This is a genomic window from Pseudomonas azerbaijanoccidentalis, assembly GCF_019145495.1.
In the GTDB taxonomy this organism is placed as follows: Bacteria; Pseudomonadota; Gammaproteobacteria; order Pseudomonadales; family Pseudomonadaceae; genus Aquipseudomonas; species Aquipseudomonas azerbaijanoccidentalis.
Genome location: NZ_JAHSTU010000001.1, coordinates 622,776 through 645,798 on the forward strand (window position 1 = coordinate 622,776; position 23,023 = coordinate 645,798).

Consider the following 23,023-nt stretch of genomic DNA (forward strand, 5'->3'; position numbering starts at 1 on the left):
TGCGCAATCCTTGTGGGAGCGGGCTTGCCCGCGATGAGGCCGTCAGCTACTTCCCAGAAATAGCGCCATCCACCAACGTCTGAGCCTCTGCCACCAATTGCTTGAGGTGGTCATCGCTGATAAAGCTTTCGGCGTAGATCTTGTAGATATCCTCAGTGCCCGATGGACGCGCCGCGAACCAGCCGTTCTCGGTCATGACCTTCAGGCCGCCAATCGCCTGATCGTTACCTGGCGCATGACTAAGGATGCTCTGGATGGCTTCGCCCGCCAGTTCGGTCGAGGTGACCTGATCCGGCGACAACTTGCTCAGCAGGGCTTTCTGCTGCGGATTGGCCTTGGCGTCGACGCGCACCGAGAACGGCTCACCCAGCTCATCGGTCAGGGCGCGATAGGCCTGGCTCGGGTCGCGGCCGGTGCGAGCGGTCATTTCAGCGGCCAACAACGCCGGGATCAAACCGTCCTTGTCGGTGCTCCAGACGCCGCCATCCTTACGCAGGAACGAGGCCCCGGCGCTTTCTTCACCGCCAAAGCCCAGCGAACCGTCGAACAATCCATCCGCGAACCATTTGAAGCCAACCGGCACTTCATACAAGCGACGACCCAGGCGCTTGGCCACACGATCGATCAGGCCGCTGCTGACCACGGTTTTGCCGACGGCGGCATCGGCGCGCCATTGCGGGCGGTTCTGGAACAGGTAATCAATGGACACCGCCAGGTAATTGTTCGGCGCCAGCAGACCACCGGACGGCGTTACGATGCCGTGACGGTCGTGATCCGGATCGCAGGCAAACGCCACATCAAAGCGCTCTTTCAGTCCGATCAGGCCCTGCATGGCGTGAGTGGACGATGGGTCCATGCGAATCTGGCCATCCCAGTCGACCGTCATGAAGCGGAAGGTCGGATCGACCTGAGTGTTCACCACGTCCAGGTCCAGGCGGTAATGCTCGGCAATCGCCGACCAGTAGCGCACCCCTGCTCCGCCCAGCGGATCGACACCCAGGCGCAATTTGGCATCGCGGATGGCATCGAAGTCGATGACGTTGATCAGGTCGGCAACGTAGGTGTTCAGATAATCGTGACGGTGGGTGGTGCTGGCCTTCAACGCTTGCTCGTAGCTGATACGTTTGACGCCCGCGAGCTTGTTGCTCAGCAGTTCATTGGCCTTGGCTTCGATCCACTTGGTGATGTGGGTATCGGCCGGGCCACCGTTGGTGGGGTTGTATTTGTAACCACCGCTTTGCGGCGGGTTGTGCGACGGCGTGATGACGATGCCGTCCGCAAGGCCCGAGGTGCGCCCGCGGTTGTAGCAGAGAATCGCGTGGGAAATCGCCGGGGTCGGGGTGTATTCGTCGCCTTCGGCGATCATCACGGTCACGCCGTTGGCGGCCAGCACTTCCAGCGCGCTGGCACCTGCCGGAGTAGACAGCGCATGGGTGTCAATGCCGACAAACAGCGGACCATCGATGCCCTGCGCTTCGCGATACAAGCAGATCGCCTGGCTGATGGCCAGAACGTGCCATTCGTTGAAACTCAGGTCGAAGGAGCTGCCTCGGTGCCCAGACGTGCCAAAAGCCACGCGCTGGGTCGAAATGGCGGCATCAGGCTGGCCGGTGTAATACGCCGTAACCAGTCGCGGGATGTCGACCAACAATTCTGCCGGAGCCGGTTTACCCGCATATTGACTGAGTGTCATGCAAAACCTCTGAAATAGAGTGGTTCAGGAATTGGAACGCAGTTTACTGGCAGTTTGACCGCCGCGCGACGTTATCGATCCCGGCCCGCCGCTCGCACAATGTTATAAAACGCGAGCATTGCGCGAGACGCGGTTTTGCGCTCAACCCATCGACTCCATTCGCAGCGCGTCGGCCAGCAAACCCAAGGCATGCGCGAGCTCTTGTTCGTTACCAACGCTATGGCTCAAACGCAGATGTTGTGCGTGCAAACCCTGGAGGCTGAACAGCTCTCCCGGCGCGACAACCACTTGCTGCTTAAGCAGACGCTGGAACACCTGACGCACATCCACCCGACGCACCGGGCGCACCCACACGGTAGCACCGCCCTGCGGCTCTACGAAACGCACAGTGTCGACCAGTCGCTCTTGCAGCAACTGGATCATCTGCACCTTGCCGTCCTTGAGCCGGCGCCGCAGCAATTGCAGGTGCTGATCGATGCGTCCGTTGCCATACAAGCGGGCGATGGCTTTCTGGCGAATCGCAGACAAGCGGAAAGCACGCAATAGGAAGTGGCGCTGCAACTCCACGCCCAAATGACGTGAAAGCAAGTAACCAAAGGGCGCTTCCGGCCCCATGATTTTTTCGAAGGTGGAAAACACGATCAAGCGCTCCGGCGCCAGCAAATCGCGGAATCGCAAACCACCGGGTTCGAATCCAAGCTCTGCATAACAGTCGTTTTCCAGCACCCAGCAGTCATGCTGCCTCAACAATTGCGCGATAGCGTCGCGGTTGTCGTCGGAGGCCAGGCTGCCCCTGGGCATGTTCAGGGAGGATGAAACCATCACCAGACGCACGGGCTCGACTTCCAGCAGCTCCTCGAGGAGGTCGTGGTCGAGCCCCCCGTCAACCATCACCGGCCATTCGATGACTCGAACACTTGCCGTTTCCAATAAACGAAGGATTCCCCAGTCACACGGTGATTCGACCACGACTGTGGCGCCCTTGAGCGCCAGCACCGCGATCAGGATTTCCAGCACACCACGAAGATCGGCGCCGATGTAGACATCGTCAGCGTGCCAGCAACGCAACGGCGAAGTGGTGTAGCGCGCCGCCAGTGCCCTGCGCAATTCCAGTTCACCGCAGGGCTGGGAATGCGTTTGCGGCTGTCTTGGATACTGACGCAGCAACTCGCGCTCCAGCAGCAACAACGGGCTGTCGATGGGCTGCAACATCGCCGGGTCGTCGGTGCTCAGGACCAGCATGCCCGGGCGACGAGCGTTGACATAGAGGCTCTCGAGCAAATCATTACCGCTGTAAAGCGTGTTTGCAGCAGGCACCGGTTGCGCGAAGTAGCCTGACTTGGCCACCGAATACACCCGACCTTCTTTTTCCAGTAGCGCGTACGCGTACTGAATGGTCGAGATCGATACATTCAACCGCTCCGCCAATTGCCGCAACGAAGGCAAGCGTACGCGCGCATCATTGACGGGTTCATCGATGAGCTGGGCCAGGTAGCGATAGACCGCCTGATACGCGAAGTCGGTTTCACGCGGCGCTTTCATGGGGACAGGCCGCAGGCGCGGTAATTGAAGCTCACCCTCAACCACCGGTTGACGATTCGCCCGGCCCGGATAAGTGTTCGTCTGCAGGATCAGCGCTGACATCGCCGATGACCAGCTCAGCCACCCTGCCCTCATCCACCGCCGCCGACTTCATGCGATACAAGTCACTCACCAGATTGACAGGCAGACCGCTGACATCCATCAACCATTGCTTGATCTGATCCGCCACCGGGTGCCCCTGCATGGCGCGGTGCAAATCAGGCAACGCCACCAGCATGCCGGGATGACACCGGCGCAGGAAGCGTTCAAGCGTAGCGCCCTCATCGACAAAAGGCGCAAACAACAGGCACACCAACTGCGCCTCGCTCAACCCCGGGCCGTGTTGCAGCTCAATGGCGGTGCGCGCGCGCTGTTCGGCAAGGGCCTTCGGGTTGCCGAAGGCTTCCATCGCCTGTTCGCACAAGCGCTCCGGCAGTTGCTTGCGGCGCATCATCACCAAGGCCCGTTGCAGGTATTCGCCAACGCCCTCCTCATAGGTGCGCCCTTGCACAAAACAGGCGTCCAGCCCTCGCAAGTGCGCACAGACCGGGAGACTGGTGTAGTCGTTGTCACAGAGTTGAGCCGCCAGTTCGTCCGCCTGGAAGCCGAGAAACTCGGTGAGCAGCGGCCAACGCTCTTCCAGATTGCTGACCAGCATGTCATGGATATCGATCAGCGTGGCGCGGCGGCAGGTTTCAAAATTGTCGGCCGGACGCCACGGCTGGCGATCCGGCTCGGCATAAAACCGCCGGTAACCATGGCCGCCCAGGTCGTCGAGCAGCGCGAACAATCCTTCATAGCCAGGCTCGTGGTGCCCGGTGATGTTATGACCGGCCTTGGTGGCAGCGCGCTTGAGCCCTTCCATGAAACGCTTCTGCTGGCGCGGCGAATCGTTGCTGATCAAGGCATCGACGCCATGATTCCAGCGGGAGATTTGCCCCCAGAACTCGCCAGTGGCCAGGTAGCCGTTGTCCCACAGGTCGAGCGGCCCGTCCATGGACCGAACGTGGCCGATCATCAGCAGATTGGTACGGTCGGACTCACGGCCAGCCTTGGTGATCGGCGCCACGGGATCAAACGCCAGAACTTCCCGATTATCGACCATCAGCACCTCGACCCGTGGATCGTCGTGGATAAACAGCGCGCTGTAGGTGCGATGTATGTTTTCCAGGGCCATTGGATCGGTGCTGTTGAGGCGCAAGGTCGCGACACGTAGCTGGAATGTTGCCGGCGCCCGGCTGGCGATGGTCAGTTGCGCGGCACGCAGCAACGCCAGGGCGTAGCAACTGTCACGGGAACCGGACTGAACAGCCAGGACTTTGAAGTCGCCGATTTGCTCCATGCCGCCAGCGGCCACCCCCAAGCGTTGAATCAACAACTGCAATGCCGTGCGTTCGGCCCGGGAAAAGAAACCCAGCAATCGCAGCAGCACTTGTTGATAAACGTTGCTCATGGCTTGTTCATGGATATTGGTCATCTGTATGTACCTGGATACTCGTCGTTCAATATCGCGCATATAGCTGGACGCACAGCGCAGGAGATTGACCTGAACATGGTTTGGTTACTGGTTATAGGGGTAAAGATTAGCACTTAAATATTCATATCAACATTTGAGCGCCTGGTGGGTTCCGGCAACCCTGCACAGGGTCGCTCACCCTTGAAGCCAGCGCAGACTGGGCTTCTCTGAATGGATTTCGATATCCTAGGAAATGTCTGACAGCGTCCCACAGACGTTTAACACAACAAATAAAGAAAGAAGTTGTCCGCGTCTGCCCAGCAACTGCGCAACTAGCTGCTAATTGTTGGGTAGTTGATAACCGCACGCTTTGAAAAGTATCAGCCTGATACTGCCCCATAGCTCATTCCTTGAGATGAAAGTAATCATTCAATTATCAGGGCTTAGATGATGATTAGAAGCTACAGATTGAGAGCAAAAACCAGTTCAGTTGCTGAACGGCTCCATTGACGGATCAATGGACAGTCTCATGTAGGAAAGTGCTGAAAGCAAAAGAGTCCGTGAGGGCACGGACTCTTTGAGAGGGTCAGACTGGCTCGACCTGGAGCGCAACCCTTTCGCGGCATGGGCATTCGTCCATGTAGCGGTGAGCTTCGACAAACTCGGCAAATGGAAACACCCGAGTCTTGAGCGGCAGCAGCACGCGGTCGGCGGTCAGCTGGTTGATGTCACGCAAGGCCCGTTGCAGTGCGACCTGGTCCTGGATGATGCCCAGTTCCGGCTTGCCGGTGAAGTTACCGATACAGTGCACGAAGAACTGAATGTTCTTCTGGAATGCCGCACAGGCCGGAAATGGCGTCTGGTTACCGCCTTGCAGGCCGTACAGAACCAGGCTGCCGCGTGGTGCAAGCACATCGCCCAACAGCGACATCTGTGGGCCGCCCAGGCCATCGAACACCACATCCACACCGCGGTTGTCGGTGATTTTGTTGATCCGCATCAGCAGATCTTCTTCCTCGGTGACGATCACTTTCTCGGCACCCAGCGACAACAGGTACTCACGCTCGTCCGCGGACTTGGTCGCGGCAATCACCCGCACACCCATGGCCTTGCCCAGTTGCACAAACGAGGGGCCGGCGCAGTGGCTGGCGTCAGTGACCAGGGCGAATTGCCCGGGTTTGACCCGTGCGAGATCGGCATAGCCGAAATAGGCAATCAACAGCGGCGTGTAATGCACGCTGGCTTCAATCGGGCTGAGCACATCAGGGTAACGGGTCAATGATGAGCGTGGCAGCACAATCAACTCGCCATAGACCGGATAGTCGTTCGGGCTTTGGGCCGGAAAACTGGCGACTTTGTCACCCACTGCCAAATCATCGACACCGTCGCCAACCGCCGTGACAACACCGGCCATTTCCTGGCCAAGGCCCGATGGCAGTTGAGCGCGGGACGACGCCAGGTTCTGACGCCAGAGTGTGTCGTACCAGCTGATGCCAATGGCTTCGACGCGCACCTGCACTTCACCCGGTGCAGGCAGAGCGGCCGCATGCTCTTCGCATTTGAGCACCTCGGCTGGACCAAACTTGTGAAAACGGATCGTGCGGGACATCGCAAACCTCGCCAAATGAACCTCTAATGCCATGAACTCTAGCTGGGCTTTCAACCCAACACTATCTGTGGCTATTAATAGTCGACATGCCTGTCATTGATTCCGCATGAGCGGCAACATCGTCAAATGTCGTAAGAAACCGCAGCAGCCTTTGTAGGAAAACTGAATTACTCGGTGCAGAGTACCAGCCTTTCCCCGTAATATTCCTGCTGGCCATTGTTCTCATATGGCCGCTCACGTCAAGTTTGCTGACTCTGCCAGGACTCCAGATGAATCGTAATGACCTGCGTCGTGTCGACCTCAACCTGTTGATCGTATTCGAAACCCTGATGCACGAGCGCAGCGTGACCCGCGCTGCCGAGAAGCTTTTCCTTGGCCAGCCAGCCATCAGTGCGGCGCTCTCACGCCTGCGCGGGCTGTTCGATGATCCGTTGTTTGTGCGCACCGGCCGCAGCATGGAGCCGTCCGCGCGGGCCGTGGAAATCTTCGCCCTGCTCTCGCCGGCGCTCGATTCGATTTCTACTGCCGTCAGCCGTGCGGCCGAGTTCGATCCTGCCACAAGTACGGCGGTGTTCCGCATCGGCCTTTCGGACGATGTCGAGTTCGCCCTGCTGCCGATGCTGCTTAAACGCCTGCGCGCCGAATCCCCGGGGATTGTGTTGGTGGTGCGACGGGTCAACTACATCCTGATGCCGGGATTGTTGGCCTCCGGCGAAATCTCCATCGGCGTCAGCTACACCACCGACCTGCCGGCGAACGCCAAGCGCAAAGTCTTGCGCCGCAGTTCACCTAAACTGCTGCGGGCCGATACCGTGCCGGGGCCGTTGAGCCTGGACGACTTCTGCGCGCGCCCGCATGCACTGGTGTCATTTGCCGGCGACCTCAGCGGCTTTATAGATGAAGAGCTGGAAAAACTCGGACGCAAACGCCACGTGGTACTTGCGGTGCCGCAGTTCAACGGGTTGAGCACTTTGCTGAGCGGGACCGACATCGTCGCGACCGTGCCGGATTACACGGCCGACGCGCTGACGGCGGCGGGTGGCGTGCGAGCCGAAGACCCACCCTTGCCGGTACGCAGCTTTGAATTGCACATGGCGTGGCGTGGGTCGCAGGATAACGACCCAGGGGAGCGCTGGTTGCGCTCGCGGATTCAGATGTTCTTTGGGGATCCGGATAGTCTGGCCTGATCCTGATGATGAATTGAGGCTGATGGCGCTATCGCCAGCAGGCTGGCTCCCACATTGGATTTTGGCGTTCACAAAACTCTTGTGGGAGCTAGCCTGCTAGCGATAGCGTCACCTCGGTTTCAGCCTGATTAATGCTTTTTCAGCAACACACAATTAACATCAAGCCAATTGATAGCCCGCTAACCAAAGGTGCATGCTAGAGAGCTGAGTCGGGTCTTATATCATTCCGAATGATAGTTACCTTCGGCTCATTCGATTCGTGAGATACAACCCCGCCGAGCATCATTCGCCAATCTCAACACATTGGCGGATGCATCCATGGAACAGTCATTCAAACATTTGCGCTTCCCGTTGGCTTTATTGGCCATGGTGGTGATCAGCGCTTGCGGCAAGGCTCCCGAAACTGCCGCCACGATGCCCGCGGCGAAAGTCAGCGTGGCCAAGGTGCTGGAACAACCGGTCAACGAATGGGACGAGTTCACCGGGCGCCTTGAAGCGCCGGAAACCGTAGAGATTCGTCCGCGGGTCTCCGGTCAGATCGATGAAGTGGCTTTCACTGAAGGTGCCTTGGTCAAGAAAGGCGACCTGCTGTTCCAGATCGACCCGCGTCCGTTCCAGGCTGAGGTCCGTCGTCTCGAAGCGTTGGTCGCCCAGTCCCGTGCCAACGCCACTCGCAGTGAAAACGAAGCCCAGCGCGGCGAACGTCTGCGCACCAGCAACGCGATCTCTGCCGAACTGGCCGATTCGCGCACCAGTGCTGCCCAGGAAGCACGCGCCGCTGTCGGTGCACTTCAAGCACAACTGGACCTGGCCAAGCTGAACCTCAGCTTTACTCGCGTCACCGCCCCTATCAGCGGTCGTGTCAGCCGCGCGGAAATCACCGCCGGCAACCTGGTGACCGCCGATACCACCCCGCTGACCAGCGTGGTCTCCACCGACAAGGTTTACGCCTATTTCGACGCCGACGAGCGTGTGTTCCTCAAGTACACCCAGCTCGCCCGCCAAGGCAAACGCGGTGCCACTACCCCGGTTTACATGGGTCTGTCCAATGAGGACGGCAACCCGCACCAAGGCGTGATGAACTTCATCGACAACCAGGTCAACCCCAAGACCGGCACCATCCGCGGTCGCGCCGTGTTCGACAACAGTGACGGCAGCTACACCCCAGGTTTGTACGCACGCCTGAAACTGGTGGGCAGCGGCACCTACAACGCCATGTTGATCAATGACGAAGCCGTCGGCACCGACCTCGGCAAGAAGTTCGTGCTCGTAATGGATGCCGACAACAACACCGCTTACCGCGCGGTCGAGCTGGGTCCGAAAATCGAAGGTCTGCGCATCGTGCGCAATGGCCTGAACAAGGACGACACCATCATCGTCAAGGGGCTGCAACGGGTGCGTCCTGGCTCGCCAGTCACCCCTGAAGTCATCCCGATGGCCAGTGAGCAAACCCTCGCGGCCCTTGCACAACAACGACAAGCGCTGGAAGCCAGCAACCTGCCCCAAGTCGCGCCTGCCCAAGTCGCGCCGGGTACGGCTGTGAAACTGGCTGCAGCGACCCCACGCGGTTAAGGGATAACGACTCCGATGAATTTTTCCCAATTCTTCATTTCACGGCCGATCTTCGCAGCGGTGCTATCGCTGCTGATCCTGATCGCCGGCGCCATCTCGCTGTTCCAGTTGCCGATCAGCGAATACCCGGAAGTTGTGCCGCCGACCGTTGTGGTCCGCGCCAACTTCCCGGGTGCCAACCCTAAAGTCATCGGCGAAACCGTAGCCGCTCCATTGGAGCAAGCGATCACCGGCGTCGAGAACATGCTGTACATGTCCTCGCAGTCGACCGCCGACGGCAAGATCACCCTGACCATCACTTTTGCGCTGGGCACTGACCTGGACAACGCTCAGGTGCAGGTGCAGAACCGCGTGACCCGGACCGAGCCGAAACTTCCCGAGGAAGTGACGCGCATCGGTATCACCGTGGACAAGGCGTCGCCCGACCTGACGATGGTTGTGCACTTGACCTCGCCGGACAAACGCTACGACATGCTCTACCTGTCCAACTATGCCCTGCTCAACATCAAGGATGAGCTGGCGCGCCTTGGCGGTGTGGGTGATGTGCAGCTGTTCGGTATGGGCGATTACTCGCTGCGTGTGTGGCTGGACCCGAACAAGACCGCTTCGCGTAACCTGACTGCAACCGATGTGGTGACCGCGATTCGTGAACAGAACCGTCAGGTAGCGGCCGGTGCACTGGGCGCGCCCCCTGCCCCGAATGCTCAAAGCTTCCAGCTGTCGATCAACACTCAGGGCCGTTTGGTCAATGAGGAAGAGTTCGAGAACATCATCATTCGCTCAGGCGACGACGGTGAAATCACTCGCCTGAAAGATATCGCCCGTGTCGAGCTGGGCTCCAGCCAATACGCCCTGCGTTCGTTGCTGAACAACCAGCCGGCGGTGGCGATCCCGATCTTCCAGCGTCCTGGCTCCAATGCCATCGACATCTCGAACCAGGTTCGGGGCAAGATGGATGAACTGAAGAAAAACTTCCCACAAGGCATGGACTACAGCATCGTCTATGACCCGACGATCTTCGTGCGCGGCTCCATCGAGGCGGTGGTTCACACCCTCTTCGAAGCGTTGATCCTCGTGGTGCTGGTGGTGATCCTGTTCCTGCAAACCTGGCGCGCCTCGATCATTCCGCTGGTGGCGGTGCCCGTATCGTTGATCGGTACGTTTGCGGTGATGCATTTGTTTGGCTTCTCACTCAACGCCCTGTCGCTGTTTGGCCTGGTACTGGCGATCGGTATCGTGGTGGACGATGCGATCGTAGTGGTGGAGAACGTCGAGCGCAACATTGAACTCGGACTGACACCGGTCGAAGCGACCAAAAAAGCCATGGGCGAAGTGACCGGCCCGATCATCGCCACGGCGCTGGTGCTGTGTGCGGTGTTCGTTCCAGCGGCGTTCATCTCCGGTCTGACGGGGCAGTTCTACAAGCAGTTCGCCTTGACCATTGCGATTTCGACGGTGATCTCGGCCTTCAACTCCCTGACTCTGTCGCCAGCACTGGCCGCGGTATTGCTCAAAGGCCACGACGCGCCGAAGGACCGATTCTCCAAGGTCCTCGACAAGTTGTTTGGCGGTTGGTTGTTCCGTCCGTTCAACCGCTTCTTTGAAAAGGCCAGCCACGGATATGTCGGTACTGTTGCCCGTGTGATTCGCTCCAGTGGTATCGCCTTGCTGCTGTACGCCGGCCTGATGGTCCTGACGTTCTTCGGTTTCTCCAGCACCCCGACCGGTTTCGTACCCGGCCAGGACAAGCAATACCTGGTGGCTTTCGCGCAATTGCCGGACGCTTCGAGCCTGGACCGTACCGAAGACGTGATCAAGCGCATGTCCGATCTGGCACTGAAACAGCCGGGCGTGGAAAGTGCGGTGGCCTTCCCTGGCCTGTCGATCAACGGTTTCACCAACAGCCCGAACGCCGGCATCGTGTTCGTGACCCTGAAACCGTTCGACGAGCGTAAAGACCCGAGCATGTCCGCCGGTGCGATTGCCGGTGCCTTGAACGGCCAGTACGCGAACATCCAGGAAGCCTACATGGCGATCTTCCCGCCGCCGCCGGTACAAGGTCTGGGCACCATTGGCGGTTTCCGTCTGCAAATCGAAGACCGGGGCAACCTGGGCTACGAAGAGCTGTACAAAGAAACCATGAACATCATCAACAAGAGCCACAGCGTTCCGGAACTGGCCGGCCTGTTCACCAGCTACACCGTGAACGTGCCGCAGGTCGATGCCGCCATCGACCGTGAGAAAGCCAAGACCCACGGCGTGGCCGTCAGCGACATCTTCGACACCCTGCAGATCTACCTGGGTTCGCTGTATGCCAACGACTTCAACCGCTTCGGGCGCACCTATCAGGTCAACGTTCAGGCCGAGCAACAGTTCCGCCTCGAATCCGACCAGATCGGCCAGCTCAAAGTGCGCAACAACAAGGGCGAGATGATCCCGCTGGCGACCTTCATCAAGGTCAGCGACACCTCTGGCCCGGACCGCGTGATGCACTACAACGGCTTCATCACCGCTGAAATCAATGGTGCGGCGGCCCCCGGCTACAGCTCCGGCCAGGCCGAAAAAGCCATCGAAAAACTGCTCAAGGAAGAACTTCCGAACGGCATGACCTACGAATGGACCGACCTGACTTACCAGCAGATTCTGTCCGGCAACACCGCGTTGTTCGTGTTCCCGCTCTGCGTACTGCTGGCGTTCCTGGTGCTCGCCGCTCAATACGAAAGCTGGAGCCTGCCACTGGCGGTGATCCTGATCGTACCGATGACCCTGTTGTCGGCCATTACCGGGGTCATTGTTTCCGGTGGCGACAACAACATCTTTACCCAGATCGGCTTGATCGTACTGGTGGGGCTTGCCTGTAAGAACGCGATTCTGATCGTCGAGTTTGCCAAGGATAAACAACTCGAAGGCATGAACCCGCTGGCCGCGGTACTCGAAGCGTGCCGCCTGCGTCTGCGGCCGATCCTGATGACCTCCTTCGCGTTCATCATGGGTGTTGTGCCACTGGTGTTCTCCAGCGGTGCCGGCGCCGAGATGCGTCATGCGATGGGTGTGGCGGTGTTCTCCGGGATGCTCGGGGTGACGTTCTTCGGTCTGTTGCTGACGCCAGTGTTCTACGTACTGATTCGTAACTTTGTCGAACGCGGTGAGGCACGCAAGGCCGCCAAAGCGCTGAAACTGCAAAATCAGCTGGAGTCGCATTGATGAGTTTGAAAGCTTTCCTGCCGAGCCTGCTGGTACTGGCGCTCAGCGCCTGTGCCGTTGGCCCGGACTACAAGACCCAAACCCTTGAACCGGCCAACATCACCAGCGCTACCGATGGTGCGGCCGGTCAGAAGAACTTTGACCGCTCGCGTTTCGAAGGCATCTGGTGGCAGCAATTCGAAGACCCGACCCTCAACCAGCTCGTGACCGAGTCGCTGAAGGGCAACCGTGATTTGCGTGTCGCCTTCGCCCGCTGGAAAGCGGCCCGGGCGATCCGCGATGACGTCAGCAATGACGCCATGCCGACCATCACCAGCCGGGTCAGCAGTGACCTGGCCAAAGGTCAGATTCCTGGTCAGACCACCGACCGGGTGAGTAGCGAGCGCTACGACCTGGGGCTGGACATGGCCTGGGAGATCGATCTGTTTGGTCGCATCCAGCGCAATCTGGAATCGGCCAACGCCGAGCAACAGGCGTTTGAAGCCGATCTCTACCAACTGCAAGTCACCATGATTGCTGAACTGGTAGACGCCTACGGTCAATTGCGCGGTGCACAACTGCGCGAAAAAATCGCCCTGGCCAACCTGAACAACCAGCAGGAGTCGCGCAAGATCACCATCAGCCTGCGTGATGCTGGCGTCGGTGATCAGCTCGACGTGGAACGCGCCGATGCGCGCTTGGCCTCGGTCGAAGCCAGCGTCCCGCAATTACAGGCCGAGCAGGTGCGGCAGAAAAACCGCATCGCCACCCTGCTGGGTGAGCGTCCGGACAAGCTGACCGTGGACCTTAGCCCGAAAGACTTGCCGGCGATTGCCAAGGCTCTGCCGATTGGTAATCCGGGTGAATTGCTGCAACGTCGCCCGGATATTCTCAGCGCTGAACGTCAACTGGCTTCGGCCACAGCGCGTATCGGTGTGGCCAAAGCGGATCTGTTCCCCCGCGTCAGCCTCAGCGGTTTCCTCGGTTTCACCGCCGGGCGCGGTTCGCAGATCGGCTCCTCGGCGGCCAACGCCTGGGCACTCGGTCCAAGCATCACGTGGGCGGCGTTCGATTTGGGCAGCGTGCGTGCCCGTTTGCGTGGCGCCGATGCCGATGCTGAAGGCGCACTGGCGACTTACGAGCAACAAGTGTTGCTGGCACTGGAAGAATCGGAAAACGCTTTCAGCGACTACGGCAAACGCCAGCAGCGACTGATTTCGCTGATTCGTCAGAGTGAGTCCAGCCGTTCCGCAGCCGATCTCGCCGAGATCCGCTACCGCGAAGGCACCGCCGATTTCCTGGTGCTGCTGGATGCCCAGCGTGAACGTCTGGCGGCGGAAGACACTCAGGCCCAGGCCGAAGTCGATCTGTATCGCGGCATCGTCGCGATCTACAAGGCCCTCGGTGGCGGCTGGCAACCGGAGACGGTCGCCAGCAAGTAACACGGTTTGCTAAAGAGCTCCTTTGGTTGGCCGCAACCAACCAATTTTTTTGCCCCGCGTATCATTCGGTCGCGGGGCTTTTTTTTGCGCGCAACACCCTTGTAGGCGCTGCCGCAGGCTGCGATCTTTTGATCTTGTTTGTGCGTTCTCAACGCGAAGATCAAAATCAAAAGATCGCAGCCTGCGGCAGCTCCTACAGGGTTAGCGGTGATTGTCAGACTGGTTTTCCTGCACCGTCACTGTCGCCGTCGTCCCCGCGCGTAATTTGTCCTTGCCGGCATAATCCGTATCGATCTGAATCCGCACCGGCACCCGCTGCGCCAGTTTCACCCAGGTGTAGCTGGGGTTGATGTTGGCGAGTAACCGCCCGCCCGGCAGGTTTTCGCGGTCGGCGATGGCGAAGGCGATGCTTTGCACGGTGCCGCCAAAACGCTCGCCGCTCATCAACTCGATAGCCACCCGGTCGCCCTCGCCGATCCGCGGCAGCTTGGTTTCTTCGAAATAGCCGCTGACGTAAAACGAGTTGCTGTCCACCAGCGCTACCAGCGCTCCGCCCGCCGTCGCATAGTCACCCTGGCGAGTCAGCAGGTTGGTGACGTAGCCGCTAACCGGCGACTCAACTCGCGTGCGCGCCAAGTCATGTTCAGCCTCGGCCAGTGCGGCAATCGCCAGTTGCACGTTGGCCTGGGCAAAACTGAGGTTAGCCTGATTACGCAGTAAATCGGCTTGGGCGACAGACACATCGGTATTGGCTTTTTCCCATTCTTCGCCGGAAATTGCCGAGCGTTCCTTGAGCGTCCGTCGACGGCGTTCCTCGCTTTCACGTTGCTTGAGCAACGCCTGGCTGGCGACGATGGTCGCTTGCGATTGCCCCAACGACGCCTTGGACACTTCCACTGCCCGCTTGGCGTGCTCGACCGCCAGGACGTAGCGCGAAGGGTCGATTTCCAGCAGCAACTGGCCCTTGTCTACATGCTGGTTATCTTGCACGTTGAGTTTGACGATGCGCCCGGCGACATCGGCGGACAACGTCACCACATCGGCGCGCACTCGTGCATCACGGGTCCAGGGTGCGCGGGTGTAATGCTCCCAGGCAAACCAGCCAAGCACAAACGCCAGTACCACCACGGCGACTGTCGTGAGTCGGGCAAGAATCGTCTTCAATGCGTCAGGCTCCCATCAACAGAATCAGCGTTGCGCACACGCAGGCGTACAACGCGCCTTCAAACAAGGCTTCGTGCCAGACGAACCGCAGCACGCCCATGCGCCGCAGCACCCAATCCAGCAGCAGAAAAATCGGTAGACCCAGCAGTAACGCCTGGGCAATCGGCGGCAGGTAGACACCGCCTATTTCCAGATCAATGGGCAAGTCTCGGCTCTCCTTCAGGGGCACTGGATTCGAAATGGCTGCGGTGGCGTTCCAGAAATGACACCACGATCAACAGCGCTACGCGCATGCGGAACACCGACCACAGATGTGCGTGGACACTTGAATGCAGTGAGTCGAGCTCATCACCCAAGGCGCGCAGCCTGTCGAGCAAACGTTCGACTTCGATGTCGGGCCGGCCTGCGATCAGTCGCCCGGTTTCGCGCACCGTGGCGAGCAAGCGGCTTTGCGTGTCAGGGCTGAGCAACGGATTATCCTGTCCCTGTTGCCTGAGCTGATTCAAAGCGATGCCCAGCGCCATGCTGCCGAGACTGACTTCAAACAAATCCCGCGAAGGCTTGTCTTCAACCGCAGGTATCAGACCCAGCATCGTGGTCAGTCGATCAACCATGCGGCTTTCGAAGGCAAACTGGTTTTCATCGGTGGCCGGTTGTTTGAGCAAAGCGTAGACCTGCTCGCAATTTTCCTGGTGTAACCGACGAATGCGCAGGCTGGGGCGGAAGGGAAAAATCAAGGCATACACACTCAACGCCAACGCTGCGGCGCACACGTAAGCGCCGGCAAACTCGAACCATTGGATTGCGGTGTTCTGTCCCAGCCCAATGTTCTGCGGCCCCAACAGCAAGAACGTCGTCAGCCCCAGCCCAATCCCGGTGCCGGTGGTAGGCGGGCTCGACAACCCCACCGCGACCGCATACAGCAACGGCACCAGCAACAAGGCGAGCATTTCGAAACTGCTGATCATCGGCACCAGCGCGAACTGAAGCACCGCTGACACCACCAGTGCCAGCCCCAACCCCCGCGCGTAACTCTGGACTGCCAGCAATGGCCGGGGAAACGTCGCCATCAACGAACAGAGAATGCCCGTCACGATCATCCCGCCCCGGGCACCGTCCCAACCGGTTTCAATCCAGATCAGGCCCGCGACCATTAATGCGCTGTATGCACGGATAGCGTTCATTGCCGCCAGCGTGTAATCCAGGTGCAGCGGATTTTTCTGACCGCGAAACATACTGCTGGCCCCGCGTCCGCTCTGGATCGCATCGCTCAATTCCAGGATCGTTTCCAGCTGCTGCAACATGCGCGCCTGTTCCCAGCGCAATGACCATGACAGCGAGCGCAACGTAGCCTTCAAGGGTTCGACGAGCTGTTCCGAACGGTAGGCCAACGCATCGAAGCGCTGTTGCAGCGCCGCAAATTGCCGCCGCTGCTCTGCCGGGAGTGCGCGCCCCTGCCGGGCCAGTTCATCCAGAAACTCGAGTTCTTCTGTCAGCAACTGGCGAATCTCCGGAGGGATCTCACCCTCCCAACGCGCCAGCAACAGATCGCGCTGATGGCGCAGCGCGGTCAGCCGCGCTGTCAACAGCACCAGTTGGTTGCCCAGCAATTGCACCAGATCGTCAGCGCTGCGCAACCGTGGCGCGTCGTAATACAGGTGCCGACGTACACCCTCTAGTGCGCCAATCTGTCCAAGCAACTGCATTTGTCGACGGTGGAACTCAGCTTCGCTTTCCTCGGTTCGAATGACAGCGCTGGCGTGAGTGGCCAGCAGCTTGATCACCTGATCGATCCGGGCGAAGTAGTCCTTGGCCACCGCCTCCGGGCGAGCGGTCAACAGGCTGACGACACAGACACAGGCCACTGCCAGCAACGTCTCGGTCACACGGGTCACGGCCAGCAAGAAGGTGCCGTCCGGGTCCGGCACCGCCAACAACCCCACCACCACCGCCGTATAGCCGCTGAGCACGAACGCCTGGGAACTGGTGTAGCGCAATAAGGTGCCCCCGGCGGTACACAACGCCAGCCACAGCGCCAAGGTAATCAGGAACGGCACCGGCGCCTGGGGAAAGATCGCCATGATCATGACAGCCACCGCCGCGCCCAACGTCGTACCGATGACCTGGCCAAAACTGCGGGCCAGCACCATCCCGGCCAATGGCTGACTGATGATCACCACCGCCATGATCGACCATTTGGGTTGCTCAAGATCGAACACAAAGGCCAGGTACAGCGTCAGCAGCCCAGCCGCAATGGTTCGCAACGCAAACAGCAATACCCCGGGGCCGGGGTGGAGGATTGCTTTGAAGTACTGCAGTAGCGCTTGCATGTAGTGCTCGCTGACTCATCTTCAGCAAGCGTAGTCACTGCATGGGTTGATGGAAGGTTTTGTCCGCAACTCCGTCCGCAAACCGTGAAATGCCGGGACGGAGATTGACAATGACTTATCTGGCTGATCAGCCAATCCTTTACTGAGGCAACCCGCCCGACGCTAGAGTTGCGTTTTGATTTTGAACAAGTTTCTTTATTGGAAAAGGCACTGCTTCTACAAAAGGAGTTGGAATGCTCTTTTCAATGGCGCGATTCAGCGCTTTCGGATTGGGGATGAACTGACCAGCGCTGTCGTAGGCACCGAGCACCTTCGAACCCGGTATATCTTTCGCATAATTAATTTGATATGGATTAGAGCCTAATCTTGCTCCCGATGCAGACATCCAGTTTTTATTCCTCAGCACGTCATAGCCATTGACACTTCTGCCATCAATCAAATAGGTGTATCCCCCCTGCTTTCCTCCTTGGTAAAACGCACCCATCCCGTTGTTATCGTAATAACCTGACGTTTGCACACCGGCGTCCGCCCCACTCTTAGGGTTAACGCCGTTAATGTTATTGATACTGTTTACTGGCCCATTGGATTTGAAGCCACTCGTAAAAACGTCTTGTGGGGATCGCACGTCTCCACGCATCACGAAGCCCCGATGTACGTAACCCTCCTTAGGCCCAGCAAAATACAAAACCCGGGAGCGGTCCATGAGTTTTTGCGCAATTTGCGGCCCTTTATCCAGAGACCTCAATCGACTCGCAAGCACATTATTGGACAGTTTTCGGTTTACTTTATCTTGAATAATCCAGGGATTTCTTATCCTGGGCGCAATCCATTTTTCTATTTTTCCAGCAGTAGTAGCCATCGGCGAAGCGACATGCCCGTATTTCGGAAAATGTTTGGAAATGGCCTCGGGAAAGTAATCAGAATACCGAAGTCGTTCAAAAATCTTACCCGCGACGCGCGAATCTATCGCCTTGGAAAATGCCTTTCCGAGTACTTTCCCGACGTACGGACCGGCGATTTGGGCAACCATACCTATTACCGCATTGGATTTATGTCGATTGGCCTCAAGGGGGTCATCATTTAAATGCCCCCGCAAATACTGCACTGACGAAGAACTTGCCCCCATCATAAAGGCAAGCGCGGCGGTGGGTGCTCCTGGCAACGCCAAAATCATCGCCAGCCCCGTCAACGAATTGGTTAATACCTCCAATAGCTTGTCGACAGTGCGTTCACCCCAGGTTGAGGTCAATGTGTCCATATCGGATTTGGCTTTACTAAATGCGTCGTCGAACATGACTTGAAAAGCGTCATGTTCCTCCCCATAGTAATTGGGGCCGTCTTTACGACCAAATATAATAGGGGTATAAGGCCATTTATAACCATTGAACATATCAACGGGGCTCCATCCCCATTCGAATTTCCCCTGACTGTAATTGAAATCATCATCGTCACGAGCTAAAAAATCCTTGAGCGGTATGCGGCTTGATAACTCGTTTCTTAACTCAGCAAACGCCTCTATGGACTGTCCATCTTTCTGGAATAGCTCCACAGGGCTCTCTATAACAGTTTCGTTTTCACCCAAGAAAACAAACAACCCTTCCGGCCCACGATTCCTGGTTAAAAAAACAGCATTTGACACACGAAACATATCGCTGTATTTACCCTGTTTGATGCTGATAGGCCTAACCCGAATTTCCCCCGCCAAAAAATTTTCAGCGACCTCTTTACCTTCTTTCGAAGTACTATTTCCTCCGAGATAATCACTGACCAAATGCTGTAACTTGAAGACGACATTGCTTTTCCATAAATCGTACGTTTGAGGCTTGGATAAAACCTTTTTCGACAGGGCTTTATAATCCGCCCAAAGGTTTGCGCCTTCCAACGACGCTTTGAAGTCACTTGTGTATGAGGAAGGCCAACTAATTTTTACCTCCTCGCGTGATTTCTTCTTTCTTTCATGCTGCCCCATTACCAGATCGGCCAAGGTGAACATTTCATACCTACTGGTGTGTTGAAAATATCCACCATGCTTTCCATTCGGGGGCGGTAGGTCGTAATCGACTCTGACAGATGTTTTATACGTTAACTGTGCTTTAAGATCAGCAGGCAAATTCGAGTCGGTGATCAGCTGTTCTACAGATGACAAGATGAATAATGGCGGATTCAGTACAGTCTGCAACTCGACAAAGTCTTTGACAAACAGATCTGCGGCCTGACTTATGGTGACTCCAGGTGCGATGACTTCACCCGGCCGGATAGCACTTTTTTCATCTACTGAACGTTGTGCCGCCCGAACTAGCAAGCGGACGCAAGCGTGTGCAGATACGCCGCCTTCAGAACCTTGTACATCAAACAGTGAAGCCCCATGGCCATCAACGCTGCGCTTGGGACGACTGTTTATGGACATAGCGGCCATCGACCGGCCGCGCTCCGTGGTAGTTGTTGGTTCGATGGTCGATCCATTCACCCCATCGACTTGGAGCTCATCACCTGCTTCTACTTCTACCTCCGCCAATTCGGCGATTTCATCGAGGTAATCCTGGTAGGTCAGATATTGGCTGGCCGGTACTGGTTGCCGCAAAAGTGTTTCTAGTTTCTCGATCAGCTGGGGATCGTCTACGGGATCTGGATAATCGGATTCGCTGATCAGTGCTTCTACTTCACTTGCAAAATCCGGCTGAATTTCAAATAGATCCTCAATGCGCTCGACGACGTATTCATCAACCAGCGAGCTTTCATCTGGCGTGACATCGGGAGTGAGTTCCAAGCCTCGCAAAGGATCAACCATTTGTTCGGGCTCAGGCAGAAACCAGTGGGTGTAAAAGGAGCTGACAGCCATGTAGGTAGCAACCAGACCGGCTGCTTTACCCGGATTTCGCTCTAACAAATCCCCCGTGCGCCCCACAGCAGCTACGCCAGCGCTGACTAAACGGCCGCTCATTCGAGCCAACCAGCTACTCAATTGGACGCCGACATCATTCATCAAGTGCTGCGGGTGTTCATTTGGCTCGCCTCCTGGATTTAAAGGTTGGTCCACCCGAACACTCTGCAAAATTTCCTGCAGTTCAAGTTCTTCGTCGGCAGAAACGCTGTCCCAAGGCACAACTTTGCGGGTGATCTGGTTAAGAATCTCGTCCACTTGGGTAGCGAACTCCCACCAAGTGGCGAGTGGTTCTGTATCGGCGGTTTGAGGTCGTTGCGAAGCAACATCTAACGGCACTCGTGAAAAATCCGACGCTCCATTATTCCACGCATCACTGCTTGGCGGTGGAACGGGTCGGGTTGTTATGTGCCTACTGTCCAATTTCAAGGCGCCGACCGTGTCCAGAGCGTTACAGACGTACAACACCTTGCCAAGAAAACCGTCTGGAATATTCAGTCCCGTGGTGTCGACGCTAGAAAGAAAATTTGCGTCTCGCTCAAAGTCCTTCAGTTGTGCCAACAGACTTGGAGCTTGCGATGTCGGCGGATTGAAAAACTTTAGCGAAATCACCTCAGGCTCAGTCTCCACCGCCATTGGCGGCGCCCATTGATACTCCGGATCGAGCTGGTTGTAGACGGCCTCGAGCTTATCGATTAAGTGGTCAGTCCAACGAATTCGCTCATCGGGTGATGGATTGCGTAGCGCAGCAATCACTTGCGCCACATGCTTTTGTGCTTCTCTGGGAGCGGGTCGCACTTCGCAATTCTCATTGAGCATCTGCCATGCATCGTCGAGGGCTACATGGCTTTGACGAACGAACTTCCTGATGTCCTGAGCTATGCCCTTGATTGCATCCCACTGGGCATTGGATACCAGCTGCTTGTCGCTGATTTTCTTCTCTCGTTCTGCACTCTGACCATCCAGGGCGGACTGGATGAACGCCATGACACCTTTGGCGTCTGGCCTGGCCGTAAACAGAACCTGCTCTCCCAACGCAGCTTGCCATTGGCCGTGCGGCAGATGGCAAACTACATCCACAATCTCTTTCAGTCTTGATTCAGAAGGCGTCCCGCCGCGCTTGATCGAACGCAGCATTGCATCGGCAAATATATCGCGGATAGCCTTTCCAGTTTCTTTCTGGAGAATGCCGGAACTTAAGACATCAAATATTTCCTGTTCGGAAAGCCTTGCACCGCTTAAGTACTCAATCAGGGCTGTCCACTGCTGGTCAAGCTCTGCCTGGCTACAAAATTTTGGAATGCGCGTAAATGAAGAGCAATCTAGCACCGGAGGCGCGATGCCAAGTCGCGCAACGCGAGCGGACGACGGACTGACATTAACGTTTTGCATGCAATACGTGCTTTGCCGAGAGCCTAAAAAGCCTTCAGAAAGCGCGTTTTGATTTTTTGATTCAGGGTTCAACGACAACGTCGGCCTTGAACTGCTTGCAGAACTCACGTTAAAAGCAGGTGGCATTTGTTTCATATCCGTCAGGGGCAATCTGGTCACTTTACTTGGGCGCCTAATATTCTCTTTCAAAAACAGCCCAAGGTTTGACTCACAGCCCGGCCTGACCGAAGCTGACAACTTTGCCAAAGCTGTCTACTCCCGGATTCTGCATGCCCAAGTCCCGCCGCTATCTGCTCATCAGCCTTTGCGTCCTGTTTGCCATCGGCCTCGCGTGGACGTTCCTGCGCAGTACCACGCCGGTGATCCCTGAGGCCATCAAGCGGGGTTACAGCGAAGCCTTGGCCAAAGCGCGTGCCGGCCAACCGGGCGCGGCGCGGGTGCTTTATCAGCAATTGGCCCGGCCGGATATTTCACCCAAGCGTCGCGTCTGGCTGCATGCCGAACTGCCTAACTATCCAAGTTCGGTGGCGCTGAAACTGGCCGATGCGGATTTGCAGCATGAGTCACCGGACGTGCGCATTGCCGCGATAAAAAGCATCAGCGGTCTGGTTCCCAGCGGGCAGCGCAGCCTGTTGCTGGGGCCATTGCTCGAGGACAGCGAGCAGAGCGTGCGCCTGGCCGCCGTCAACGCGTTACTCGGGCTTTCGCCGGATGACCTTGGTCTGTATTTCGGGCCGCTGGAACAGGCCATCGATGCCTGGCAACAAACCCTCAAGAGTGAACCGCAGAATGCGGAAAACCAGTACCAGCTGGCTCGGTTGTATCTGCACAATGCCGAATTCAAAGAGGCCCAGCAGTCTCTGGAAAACACCTTGCGCCTTGCCCCGGACAACCTGCCCGCGCTGGTGATGCAGATCGAAGTGCTGGATAAGCTTGGCCAGAACGACGCCGCCCGCCAGTTGTTAGCCAAACAGCTCAAGGCACAGCCCGATTCGGCCTATTTGCAACATGCCTTGGGGCTGTGGCTGTTGCACCACGGACAAAGCGAGTTCGCCTTGCTCGGTCTGTCCAAGGCCGTGGAGCTTGAACCGGACAACAAGGATTACCGCTACGACCTGGCTACCACGCTGCACAGTGAGCAGGAACTGGATGCGGCGCAAAAACAATTGCAGGAAATCGTTCAGCGCCACCCCAATGATCGCCGGGCACGGGTGCTGCTGATCAATTACTGGAAAGAAAGTGGGCAGCTGCAAAACGTGCAGATTCTGTTGGCCCAACTCGAACAGCTCAACCCTGATGACCCGGCCTTGCAGCAAGGGCTTTGAAAAACACCAAAGTAGCAGCTGCCGAAGGCTGCGTTCGAGTGCGCAGCGCTTGTGGTCTGCCGATCGGCGTGTGCTGCGCGCCCTAACGCAGCGTTCGTAAGCTACTACAAGCCGAGTAAAAAAGGTTGAACGCTCGCCTTCGCCAGGGGTCAAGTGAAACAGGCAGTCGATAGTGGCAATCGTGTCACCTGCCTCGCTTCCCCTAGTC

The 23,023-nt window shown here is 57.5% G+C and carries 13 protein-coding genes; 5 read left to right on the forward strand and 8 right to left on the reverse strand.

Annotation, left to right across the window (positions count from 1 at the left end; translation table 11 throughout):
* Positions 1-46 precede the first annotated feature (46 nt).
* From pgm to KVG88_RS02695, 4 genes are all read right to left on the reverse strand, one after another.
* Positions 47-1,693, reverse strand: coding sequence for a phosphoglucomutase (alpha-D-glucose-1,6-bisphosphate-dependent) (gene pgm / locus KVG88_RS02680; protein WP_150700467.1), 1,647 nt, complete (start codon positions 1,691-1,693; stop codon positions 47-49).
* A 141-nt stretch (positions 1,694-1,834) separates the two neighbouring features.
* On the reverse strand, positions 1,835-3,235 hold the full coding sequence (locus KVG88_RS02685) for an aminotransferase-like domain-containing protein (protein WP_217870243.1): 1,401 nt from the start codon (positions 3,233-3,235) through the stop codon (positions 1,835-1,837).
* A 37-nt stretch (positions 3,236-3,272) separates the two neighbouring features.
* Positions 3,273-4,751, reverse strand: coding sequence for a hypothetical protein (locus KVG88_RS02690; protein ID WP_217870244.1), 1,479 nt, complete (start codon positions 4,749-4,751; stop codon positions 3,273-3,275).
* Between the two features lie 565 nt (positions 4,752-5,316).
* On the reverse strand, positions 5,317-6,339 hold the full coding sequence (locus tag KVG88_RS02695) for a zinc-dependent alcohol dehydrogenase family protein (protein WP_217870245.1): 1,023 nt from the start codon (positions 6,337-6,339) through the stop codon (positions 5,317-5,319).
* Between the two features lie 269 nt (positions 6,340-6,608).
* On the opposite strand from KVG88_RS02695, the gene KVG88_RS02700 reads away from it, so the two are divergent.
* The 4 genes from KVG88_RS02700 to KVG88_RS02715 all read left to right on the forward strand — a co-directional run bounded on the left by KVG88_RS02700 (position 6,609) and on the right by KVG88_RS02715 (position 13,723).
* The gene (locus KVG88_RS02700; RefSeq protein WP_034146545.1) at positions 6,609-7,526 is read left to right on the forward strand and encodes a LysR family transcriptional regulator; all 918 of its coding nucleotides are present in this window, start codon (positions 6,609-6,611) and stop codon (positions 7,524-7,526) included.
* Positions 7,527-7,844: 318 nt separating this feature from the next.
* The gene (mexE, locus tag KVG88_RS02705; RefSeq protein ID WP_217870246.1) at positions 7,845-9,098 is read left to right on the forward strand and encodes a multidrug efflux RND transporter periplasmic adaptor subunit MexE; all 1,254 of its coding nucleotides are present in this window, start codon (positions 7,845-7,847) and stop codon (positions 9,096-9,098) included.
* A 15-nt stretch (positions 9,099-9,113) separates the two neighbouring features.
* Positions 9,114-12,302 carry an efflux RND transporter permease subunit gene (locus tag KVG88_RS02710; protein WP_217870247.1) on the forward strand — a complete coding sequence of 1,063 codons (3,189 nt, stop codon included), beginning with the start codon at positions 9,114-9,116 and terminating at the stop codon, positions 12,300-12,302.
* The gene (locus KVG88_RS02715; protein WP_150700473.1) at positions 12,302-13,723 is read left to right on the forward strand and encodes an efflux transporter outer membrane subunit; all 1,422 of its coding nucleotides are present in this window, start codon (positions 12,302-12,304) and stop codon (positions 13,721-13,723) included. Before KVG88_RS02710 ends, KVG88_RS02715 begins: the two co-directional genes overlap by 1 nt.
* A 201-nt stretch (positions 13,724-13,924) precedes the next feature.
* Here KVG88_RS02715 and KVG88_RS02720 read toward each other — a convergent pair whose 3' ends face one another.
* The 4 genes from KVG88_RS02720 to KVG88_RS02735 form a co-directional block, all read right to left on the reverse strand.
* Positions 13,925-14,887, reverse strand: coding sequence for an HlyD family secretion protein (locus tag KVG88_RS02720; RefSeq protein ID WP_150700474.1), 963 nt, complete (start codon positions 14,885-14,887; stop codon positions 13,925-13,927).
* A gap of 4 nt (positions 14,888-14,891) precedes the next feature.
* Entirely contained in the window at positions 14,892-15,092 is a 201-nt protein-coding gene (locus KVG88_RS02725; RefSeq protein ID WP_150700475.1) for a DUF1656 domain-containing protein, read from the reverse strand.
* The gene (locus KVG88_RS02730) at positions 15,082-17,217 is read right to left on the reverse strand and encodes an FUSC family protein (RefSeq protein ID WP_217870248.1); all 2,136 of its coding nucleotides are present in this window, start codon (positions 17,215-17,217) and stop codon (positions 15,082-15,084) included. Before KVG88_RS02730 ends, KVG88_RS02725 begins: the two co-directional genes overlap by 11 nt.
* A gap of 139 nt (positions 17,218-17,356) precedes the next feature.
* Positions 17,357-21,736, reverse strand: coding sequence for a hypothetical protein (locus KVG88_RS02735; protein ID WP_217870249.1), 4,380 nt, complete (start codon positions 21,734-21,736; stop codon positions 17,357-17,359).
* Positions 21,737-21,759: 23 nt separating this feature from the next.
* On the opposite strand from KVG88_RS02735, the gene KVG88_RS02740 reads away from it, so the two are divergent.
* Positions 21,760-22,815, forward strand: coding sequence for a tetratricopeptide repeat protein (locus KVG88_RS02740; protein ID WP_217870250.1), 1,056 nt, complete (start codon positions 21,760-21,762; stop codon positions 22,813-22,815).
* Positions 22,816-23,023 lie beyond the last annotated feature (208 nt).